This window comes from Rahnella perminowiae, from assembly GCF_019049755.1.
GTDB classification, from domain to species: domain Bacteria; phylum Pseudomonadota; class Gammaproteobacteria; order Enterobacterales; family Enterobacteriaceae; genus Rahnella; species Rahnella perminowiae.
In genome coordinates this window covers 1-10,111 of the sequence record NZ_JAFMOS010000455.1, presented here as the reverse complement: position 1 = coordinate 10,111, position 10,111 = coordinate 1, and the positions used below count along the sequence as shown (strand labels likewise).

The following is a 10,111-nucleotide window of genomic DNA, read 5'->3' as shown; positions in this document are numbered from 1 at the left end:
CAATTTATGTTAACAAAAAATATCACGAAAAAAAATTCTTACTCAGTGACACATTTCGGTTCCAGTTGCACATACCCACTGAGATGACGAACTGACCCATAATATTATGGCGTCGCTATACTTTTGCTTTTTCACCTGGAAGCGTATCCAATGAATGCAGCACTGCAGAGCGCATGGAAAACTCATTTTGCTCCTGGCCGGTTGGCTTTACATATCACGTTTGCTCTCGCAAACACTGCATTGCTGCCGTCGCAGGCGGCTTACGCGTCGCCGGCGAAATTATTGCATTACTCGGTGCCGGCGGGTTCCCTGGAACAAGGCTTATTAGCCATTGCCCGCCAAAGCCAGCAGACCATCTCATTTAATCCTAAACTGGTGGCACCTTACCAGGCCAAACCCATAAGCGGCAATTTTACTCTCGAACAGGTGATTTTACACCAACTGCAGGGCACGCCGCTGTTCATTACCACCACCGCCAATGGCACCCTGACCATTTCCGCCTTGGCTACGCCGGCCGCCGCCACCTCCGAATTGCAGGCGGCGAAGGACAGTGGCCAGACGCTGCCGACTATTACGGTCAACGGAGGCGCCGATCAAAGCGAAGACGCCACGGTCTATAACCCGTCGACGTCCAGCTCTGTCACCCGGACCAACCTCGCGTTGCAGGATACGGCGCAGTCGGTGCAGGTGGTTAGCCGCAAGCTGATTGAAGACCGGCAAGCGGTCTCGGTGGAGGATGCGTTGCGTAATACCGGTGGAGTGACGATCCAGGGCGGCGATCGCGGCCTTAATACTATTTATATCCGGGGCTTTAGCGTTGACTCCGGGTCCACCGACGGCGTATCCAACCCCGACAGTACTGTGAACGGCAGCACGACAGGTTACTCCAATATCGACGGCATTGAGCGGGTGGAAGTGCTAAAAGGCCCGCAGGCGGTGCTGGCGGGGAACAGTTCTCCCGCCGGTTCGGTCAATGTCGTGCGCAAGGCTCCGACTAGCGATCCGTTACATACAATAAAGTTCGAGACATCCAAATATGGTGAAGTCAAAACAGCCATCGATCTGGGCGGCCCGTTAAACGATGATAAAACCTTCCGCTACCGTTTAAATGCCTCAACTATGCACGCGGATAATAGTTTTCCCGATTTTAACGGCAAGCGCAATGATTACCTCGCGCCGGTATTGGCTTGGGTAACCGATAAGACCAAAATTAAAGTGGGTGCGGAGTTCAGCTCCGGCAGGACCTCTGGTCCGGCGGCAACTGTGTATACGGATGGCCATATCCAGCGCCTGCCGGTGTATCGACTAGGGGATAAGGATGATCATTTTTCAGGGAGTGCCAAGACCTTTTATTACGAACTTAATCAGGATTTGAGCGACAATTGGTCTTTTAATAGCAAAGCGACCTATCTTTCTAGCACCACAAATTATCGAATTCATGAGACTTATGGTGCGTCGCCCGACGGATCTTTAGTCACCTCTGAGTTGGCCAATAAGCAGGATTTGAACTCATTAAGCCTGCAAAATGATATTCGCGGCAAAATCGATATGGGCCCGATAACCCATAATCTCCTGCTCGGTTACGACTATCAACATGCAAAGACTACGAGTTGGGATTTAGACGACGCTCGTATTTTTACCACCGGCAACTTTAACGATCCCGATAGCCTGTCGTTTCCCAGCATACCCGATCCCACGTTTAAATCGTATACAACCACCCAGGATCAAAAGGGACTGATTTTACAAGATCAAATTGATTTGTGGAAAAAGCTGCACTTTCAGTTATCCGCGAAACGTGCCGAATGGACATCTCAGACTATCGTCAATTACTCAAACAATAGTCATCAGACTACGAATTCCAACGAGACGAAATGGGTCCCCAGCTACGGCGTCAGCTACGACATTACCCCTGAGGTGGCAATCTACGCCAACCTATTAAATAGCTTCGCGACTAGCGGTACGATCAATACCCTCACCGGCAAACCGTTGGCACCCTCCACCGGCAAATCCAAAGAGGTCGGTTTTAAATTCAATCTGCTCGACGATAATCTGACCATTACCACCGCAATGTTCCATATCGTTCAGAGCAACGTAGCCGTGACTAATATCGCCGGCGACGCGGTGGGTACGGAAGGGAGGGATACCAAAGGATTTGACCTTGATGTAAACGGCCAAATTTTCCCGGGCTGGAATATTACTACTAGCTATACTTTTGCCCAGCCTAAGGATCCGGATACGTCCGATCTTACCGGCTATAAAACCGAAGTTACCGGACAGCCCAAACATTCTGGCAGTATCTGGAGTACTTATGAACTGCAGTCAGGGCAATTACGTGGTCTTGGTGCAGGCGTCGGCGTTGAAGCAGCCAGCAGTACTATGAACGGCACTACGGGAAATTATTTTAAAATGGGTGGCTGGGCGCAAACAGATGCCTCCATTTTTTACCATCAGCCGAAATATACGGTGACGCTGGGCGTGAAAAATATATTTAACCGGGACCTTTATTATTATTCGACTACGGCAACGTATATCGGCGTCAAGCCTGGCCGTACTGCACGGTTATCGTTGACCTACACGTTCTGATTTGTGGGAAATATGAAGGCACAACCTAGCAACAAAACGTCATCCAGCAATAATTATCGGCCAGGAGTATGGCAATTAATTCGCCCTTTTTGGGTATCCTCGGAAAAATGGCGAGCTTGTTTATTAATTGCTATCATCCTGACGATTAATTTTACTACCACGTATGCGTTAATTGCCCTGAATCAATTGCATGGCCAATTAACCGATGCGCTCGTGGGGCTTAATTGGCCGCTTATCAGAAATACCATGGTTAAAAGTCTGGCCATCGGTACGATATCAACGTTATTACCGCTGATTAGCGTGTTGGCGATTAGTTATCTGACCCTGCGCTGGCGTACCTGGATGACTAATCGCTATGTTGAGCTATGGACCCATGGCGCTGCTTATTATCAGCTGGAGCGGGATAATCTAATCAGTAACGGCGATCAGCGTATTGCGGAAGACATTAATCTGTTTACAGAAGTTACAATTAACCTGTCTACAAATATTATTAATGTATTGGTTAATGTCGTGACGTTTACCATTCTGTTATGGGGATTATCCGGCGCCTTGTCTATCCCCCTGGGTAGCGGGACGATTTCGATTCCAGGCTATATGGTGTTTGCCGTCTATTTGTATTCATTTGCTCATCTCGCCCTGGCTCATTGGTTGGGCAAGGTGTTAATTGGCATTACCATGAATAAACAAACGGTGGAAGCGGATTTCCGTTTCCTTGGTATGCAGGTGCGGGAAAATGCTGAGCAAATCGCTTTTTTTGGCGGAGGTGCACGAGAAGGTCAGCGACTATTGTCCCGTTTTACGAGGGTGCGAAACAATACGCTATTAATGATGCGTAAAACCTTTAAGCTGAATTTTTTTCAAAGTATGTTCACCCAGGTTTTTTCACCGCTGCCGACCTTGCTGGCGCTGCCTTTATTGCTGACGGGGAAAATCACCATGGGCGGCCTGACGCAGATTACCATGGCTTATGGCATGCTGCTTAATACGCTGGCGTTTTTCCCCCAAGCTTATCAATCCTTTACTCAATGGATTGCCTTGGCCAATCGACTACGGGATATGCTCTGGGCGTTAAACAAGGCCCGCGATATGCCCGCCGGTATCCGGTTGGCATATGGAGGCACCGCGCTTTGCTGCGAGGCGTTAACCCTGCTGCGCCCGGACGGCACGGTGCTTTCGCGGTTATCAGATTGGCAGGTTAAGGCTGGCGAGCGTTGGGTCGTGCGGGGGCGCTCGGGCAGCGGCAAAAGCACGCTACTGCGCGCCTGCGCAGGACTATGGCCTTATGGGGAAGGAACCATCACCCGTCCACAGACGGTACGTACACTGTTTTTGCCGCAGAAAAGCTATATACCGGTCGGCACGTTAAAGAGTGCGTTAGCCTATCCCGATGGGCCTGACACCTTTACCGACCTGCAATACCGCCAGGCGCTGCTGGATTGCTGTCTAGCTGAACGAATAGGGTCTCTTACTCAATCCGATCGCTGGCAGCAGGTGTTGTCCGGCGGCGAACAGCAGCGACTGGCGATGGCGAGGGTTTTGCTGCACCGTCCGGATATTATTTTTCTTGATGAAGCGACCAGCGCCCTGGATCCGGAAACCGAGGGCCGTTTGTACCAGGCGCTCCTTGATCGGTTGCCCAGCAGTACAATCATCAGCGTAGCCCATCGCAAAGAACTGACGCACTTCCACCAGCATATTCTCACCCTGATGCCTGAACAGGATCACTAATATTCATAGGAACCCGTATGTCGCATAAGCCCGAAGAATTAACAGATGATGGTTTTGATAGCTTTTTGATGAACGCACAGTTGCCGGTACTGGTGGACCTGTGGGCACCCTGGTGCGTACCTTGCCACGCCATGGCGCCGATTATTGATAAAATGTCCAAGAACAGTGATGGCAAATTGCTGGTGGCGAAGATCGATGTTGAAAAATACCCGAACATAATGAATCGCTATGGTGTGCGCGGCATACCCACCTTGCTGCTGTTCCGGGAAGGAGCGGAGGCGGCGCGTCAAGTCGGCGCCCTGTCCTCGGGACAACTTAACATCTGGCTGGCCGAACACCAAGTGGATATAGCGTCGCAAGTGCCTATGCAGCAGGCCAAAGCGCTGGATTGTGCCAGCTTTTATGGCGATGAGGGACTGCATGATTTTATCGCGCAGCGGACCATTCGCCATGCGGAGGCGGGAGATATCACGATTGGTTTAGACAGTTTTTGGCTTGGCGGTAAAGGTACCACCTCTGCGGCCATGGTACACCAGCCCGACAGCATTGCATTTGAACGGATAACCGGGCTGCCAATTGCCCTAGCCCGATTGCTGGACCGCTGCGGATATCTGTCGGCGGAACAGGTAGGCACATTATTCACGGCGCTGCGTGCCGGTAAAGATTACCGGCTGGTACCTCAGCGGTTTATGTATTGGTGGCTTGGGTCGGAATCAGCGCCATGGACCGACTACCTGCGCGATCCGCAACTGGTGCATTTGCTCTCCCGTTGGCAGGTATTATGCGCCGCCCAACTTGCCGGCAGGGAGACTGAACCGGAAGGCTGGTCGGCGATAGGCGAACAGGCGGTATCGCTGCTGCAAGGTTATCAGCAGCCTGACCGCCAACTGGAAAGAATTTTTGCCGTTCTGCTAAGAGATCTGTCGCCGTCGCCGATCTCTACCGATAGTGATAAATGGAGCCATATTGCGCTCAACATGAACTGGGCGCAGTTCCAGCAGTTGGAGATCTTGTCGGGCTGGAGTGATGAGGATCGGGCGACTCCTGACATACGTTTGGACTGGTTTAAGGATAAAGAGCGTCAAAGTCCGGCGGGCAAGCTGACCCAAGAAGAAATCACTCTGCTCAGAGAGGAATGGCTGGCGCGGAACCCGGAGTTTATCGCCAAGGAAAACGCTTTCCATCATAACCTGCCGCAGCTCGCCCTGCCGGTGAGCGCGCGGATGCAGCAGACGCTGAATCAACTGCTGGCCGAAGCGCCGGACTTTTAAGCCATAATCGATAATTAGGAAGCATTTATGTCGACTACTTTTGCGCATGATCAGCAGCAATTGGCTGAACTGGCCGAAAGCGTTATTTCGCAGTCCATCCGGGAAGGTGCATCCGACGCTCAGGTCCTTTTTTTCGAGAGCAACACCCTTCTGATTGAAATGCGCCAGGGTCGGCTACGCACCCGCACCCGCGACACCCAGTCCAGTATGTCGCTTACCGTCTATCGCGGACGGCATCAGGGGACCACCAGCTCCACTGATTTTTCATCCGCCCGCCTGCGGGAAACCGTGCAAGCGGCCTGTCGCATCGCCGGTTATACCGGCGAAGATGAATTTATAGGCCTGGCGCCGGAGTCCTACTTGTGCCAAGCGTCGCGCAATCTTGACCTCTGGCATCCCTGGGATCTGGACGAAACTGCCGCGCAGTTGCTGGCCCATCGCATTGAGAACGGCATAATCTCAGCCGGTCAAGACGTGGTTAGCGACGGCGCTTGGGTGAGTACCAGCCAATCTGGATGGTATTTGATGAACAGCCGGGGTTTTGCCCGGGGCGATCGACAAACTAACCATGTAATGAGCGCCAAGGCGCTGGCCAAAAAACCGGGGTGCAGCCAACTGGATTTCTGGAGTTCACACTCTCATCTCGCGAGCTCAATGATGGCGCCGGAAGGCATTGGCTACACAGCGGGAAGCGGCGCGCTGGCTGCACTTGATAGTGCACCGCTAACCGGTAGCCGACACTGCCCGGTACTGTTCGCCCCCAGTTGCGCCTTAACGCTGCTTGAACATCTGGTGCAGGCGACCAGCGGTGCGGTGCTGTATCGCCAAAATAGTTTTCTTGCCGATGGACTCGGCCGGGACGTCTTTAGCCAGCATATCAGTATAGATGAAGATCCGTTCGTGCCGCAGGGACTGGCCAGCCGGTCATTTGACAGCGACGGCATCAGCGGCGCGGCGCGGCGGATTGTAGATAACGGCCGGCTGTCAGGTTTTTTCCTGTCCGCCTATGCGGCGCGGCGCCTAGGAATGGCACCCACCGGCAACGGCTGGGGGCCGGGCAACCTGAGCCTTTGCAGCAGTCTCACCCGGGACAGTGATGGTTTAACCGCCATGATGAAAAAACTCCATACAGGCCTGTTGGTCACAGCCTTCAGCGGCGGTGGGCCACGCCTGATAAACGGTGATTATTCCCGCAGTCTCCGTGGGTTTTGGGTGGAAGGCGGAGAAATTCTCCATCCTGTTGACGGCGTCACTGTGGCTGGCAACCTAGCGGATATGTTCCGTAATATCGCCGCCGTTGGTGCCGATAGACTCACACAGGGGGCGCTGAGCAGCGGGTCTGTGTTAATCGACGGCCTGCAGGTGGCGGGACGCTAAACTAGAGGATCATTACCATGAATGAGAAAATAATCACTAACCACTTGGCTCAGACCAAACAGTTGTTACTGGCGGCTCACGGTATTACCGATGATGATTTGCATGACATGATGGATCTCGTGCTGTCACATCAGGTGGATTATGCCGATTTATTTGTTCAGAGTCTGAGGCGGGAAAACTGGGTAATGGAAAATGGCGTGGTGAACTCCGGTTCCTTTAACGTCGATCAAGGCTTTGGCTTGCGCGCGGTGGAGCACGACACCACCGCGTTCGCCTACTCCCAGCATATTGACCAGAAGCATTTGCATTATGCCGCCCGTTCGGTAAAAACCATTGCGGCGCCGGGCCGATTGTCTATATCTGCGCCGGTCGCATCCCCCGCTGACCGTCTGCATTTTATCGCTGCCGACCCCCTACTGGCCTGTAGCACGGAGGAAAAAATCGGCCTGCTGGAGAAAATCAATCGCATGACCCGGGCTGTCGATCCTCGAGTGAGCCAGGTCACGGCTAGTTTGGAGTTAAACCATTCAGTAAACTACATTCTGCGTCACGACTTCTATCAGGCGGCGGATATCAGGCCGATGCTGGTCTTGCACGTCAGCGTGGTTGTCGAACAACGGGGGGCCAAAGAAACAGCCAGTACCGGTATTGGCGGACGCGGCGACTTCAGTATGTTTAACGATGAGGCTTTGCTGGATGCGCTGCGCGTCATGGTCAATACGGCTCTGATTAACTTGGAGGCGCGAGCCGCGCCGTCCGGCAGTATGCCGGTGGTTATTGCCGCAGGCTGGCCAGGCATGTTATTGCACGAGGCCATGGGGCATGGCTTCGAAGGTGACTTTAACCGATTGGGTACCTCAGTATATTCCGGCAGGATTGGGGAACGGGTGGCTCAACCCGGTATTAATATCGTTGATGACGGCACTATAGCGGGGCGTCGCGGGACGCTAAATGTGGATGATGAGGGGGAACCGGCGAAGTGCACCACGCTTATTGAGGACGGTATCCTGCAAGGTTATATGCACGACAGCCTGAGCGCGCGCTTAATGAAGCAGTCGCCCACGGGCAACGGCCGCCGGCAGTCCTATGCTCATTTACCTATGCCGCGTATGACCAATACCTTTATGCGCAGCGGACGCTATGAGCCGGAGGAAATTATCTCCTCGGTCAAACGTGGATTATATCTGGCCGATCTGGGCGGTGGTCAGGTAGATATTGTCAGCGGCCAGTACAGTTTCCAGAGCGCTCTGGCGTATCTAATTGAAGATGGCAAAATCACTTCGCCGGTTAAAGGCGCCACACTTACAGGCAATGGCCCGGAAACGCTGCGGTTAATCAGTATGGTGGGCAACGATCTGTCGCTAGATCGCGGTACCGCAGTGTGCAGTAAATCCGGGCAAAATGTGCCAGTATGTGTGGGACAACCGACTCTTAAGATAGATAATATAATTGTAGGCTAAACTTGATGGAGAAATTAAGCACTAATATAGGTTGCATTCTGATGTTGAACTTAACCCGAAACTTGCTCAGTCATTTGCCTTATCGAGTAATTAAGGAGAAATTTACCTCTGTCTTTCACGACAATGTTAGCGTGCAATTCTGTAGTGGTCTCGCTTAGGTAGAACACTAAAATTAGTGTCAGCGGGGGTTGCCTGAGCCGGCTACCGCTGACAGCCGCCAGCATGAAAATACCTATTGATCTCCTTGTGATCTCCTCCCTGAAAACAGTGCCAGTCTAAACTGAAGTATCCGGTCTTTCTTTCATCTCACTGAGAGGCATATCAACCATGAAAAAGACCCGTTATACCGAAGAACAGATAGCCTTTGCCCTTAAACAGGCCGAAACCGGCACTCGGGTGGAGGAAGTGTGCAGAAAGATGGGGATTTCTGAGGCTACTTTTTACAATTGGAAGAAGAAGTTTGGCGGCATGGGCGTGACGGAACTGCGTCGGCTGCGCCAGCTGGAGGAAGAGAATCACCGCCTGAAACGGCTGGTCGCCGATCTCAGTCTGGACAAGGAAATGCTGCAGGACGTCATCCGAAAAAAGTTCTGAGGCCGGTGCAGAAACGCGAGGCGGTCGAATACCTGCTGGCGGCGTACCGCATCGGGGTTCGCAGGGGATGCCGGCTGATGATGCAGAGCCGAACGGTCTACCACTACCGCAGCTGCCGCGATGACCGGGCCCTCACGCAGCGGATACGGGAGATTGCAGAAACCCGCATTCGCTATGGTGTGCAGCGGATCCATATCCTGCTGCGGCGCGAGGGCTGGCGGGTTAACCACAAGCAAACCCATCGGATTTACTGTCTTGAAGGGCTGAACCTGCGGTCAAAACGCCTGCGGCGGCACGTGACGGCCAGGCACCGGCATATCCGCCCGGCCGTGACCGCTGTGGATCAGTGCTGGAGCATGGATTTCGTTGCTGATAATCTGTTCAACGGACGCCGGATCCGAGCCCTGACTGTAGTCGATAATTTTAGTCGTGAATGCGTGGCGATCGAGGTAGGCCAGGGACTTCGCGGTGACGAAGTGGTCGCCGTGATGGAACGGATCAGGCAGACACAGCCGCGTGTACCACAGCGGCTACAGACGGACAACGGCAGCGAATTTATCTCGAAAAGGCTGGATCGCTGGGCGTATGGAAACAGGGTAACGATGGACTTCTCACGCCCCGGGAAGCCCACAGATAACGCCCTGGTTGAGTCATTTAACGGCAGCCTGCGTGATGAATGTCTGAACGTGCACTGGTTCCTGTCACTGGAAGATGCTCAGGATAAGATCGAGCACTGGCGGCAGGAATATAACCAGTACCGGCCACATTCCTCGTTAAATAATCAGACTCCGGCAGAATTTGCCCGAAGCCTGCAAACAGGCCCGGATCTCTGATTTATCCTGGCATCAATATTGGGAAGGGATCATGTGGCTGACGCATTAGAGAACAAAGGGATACATGTAAGGTATCAGGCCAACACACTCCGTGGTCGCCGGTTTAGCATTGGCAAAAAATTTCATCAGACACATATCGGATATATTGAAAGCCCTGTCACTGGATAAGCCACTGCAAACATTTCAGCGGCGATATTCAGAAATGATAATCCTTTACTGATTATTTGTGGGGATCCCTTAGGGGGCAACCCTAGTATTCTCAGTG

Annotated in this window: 5 protein-coding genes and 1 pseudogene; all 6 read left to right on the top strand. The window is 52.8% G+C overall.

Translation table 11 applies throughout. The features are described from left to right. Window positions 1–150 precede the first annotated feature (150 nt). Window positions 151–2,583 carry a TonB-dependent siderophore receptor gene (locus tag J1785_RS07865; RefSeq protein WP_217137473.1) on the top strand — a complete coding sequence of 811 codons (2,433 nt, stop codon included), beginning with the start codon at window positions 151–153 and terminating at the stop codon, window positions 2,581–2,583. A gap of 12 nt (window positions 2,584–2,595) precedes the next feature. Beyond that, a complete protein-coding gene (locus J1785_RS07860) occupies window positions 2,596–4,311 on the top strand; it encodes an ABC transporter ATP-binding protein/permease (RefSeq protein WP_217137472.1) in 1,716 nt (571 codons plus the stop codon). 17 nt (window positions 4,312–4,328) lie between these two features. Further along, window positions 4,329–4,640 (top strand): annotated as a pseudogene (gene trxA / locus J1785_RS26710) (thioredoxin); the annotation flags it as partial. Between the two features lie 969 nt (window positions 4,641–5,609). Next, a complete protein-coding gene (locus J1785_RS07850; RefSeq protein ID WP_217137470.1) occupies window positions 5,610–6,959 on the top strand; it encodes a TldD/PmbA family protein in 1,350 nt (449 codons plus the stop codon). Window positions 6,960–6,976: 17 nt separating this feature from the next. Continuing rightward, window positions 6,977–8,419 (top strand): metalloprotease TldD, encoded by a 1,443-nt coding sequence (tldD, locus tag J1785_RS07845; RefSeq protein WP_217137469.1) that lies wholly within the window; start codon window positions 6,977–6,979, stop codon window positions 8,417–8,419. A gap of 327 nt (window positions 8,420–8,746) precedes the next feature. Next, window positions 8,747–9,846 (top strand): IS3 family transposase gene (locus J1785_RS07840; protein ID WP_217219176.1). Its coding sequence is split into 2 segments (ribosomal slippage): window positions 8,747–9,008 and window positions 9,008–9,846, totalling 1,101 coding nucleotides; the frame shifts between segments, so codons are not numbered across the junction. The last annotated feature ends 265 nt before the right edge of the window (window positions 9,847–10,111 follow it).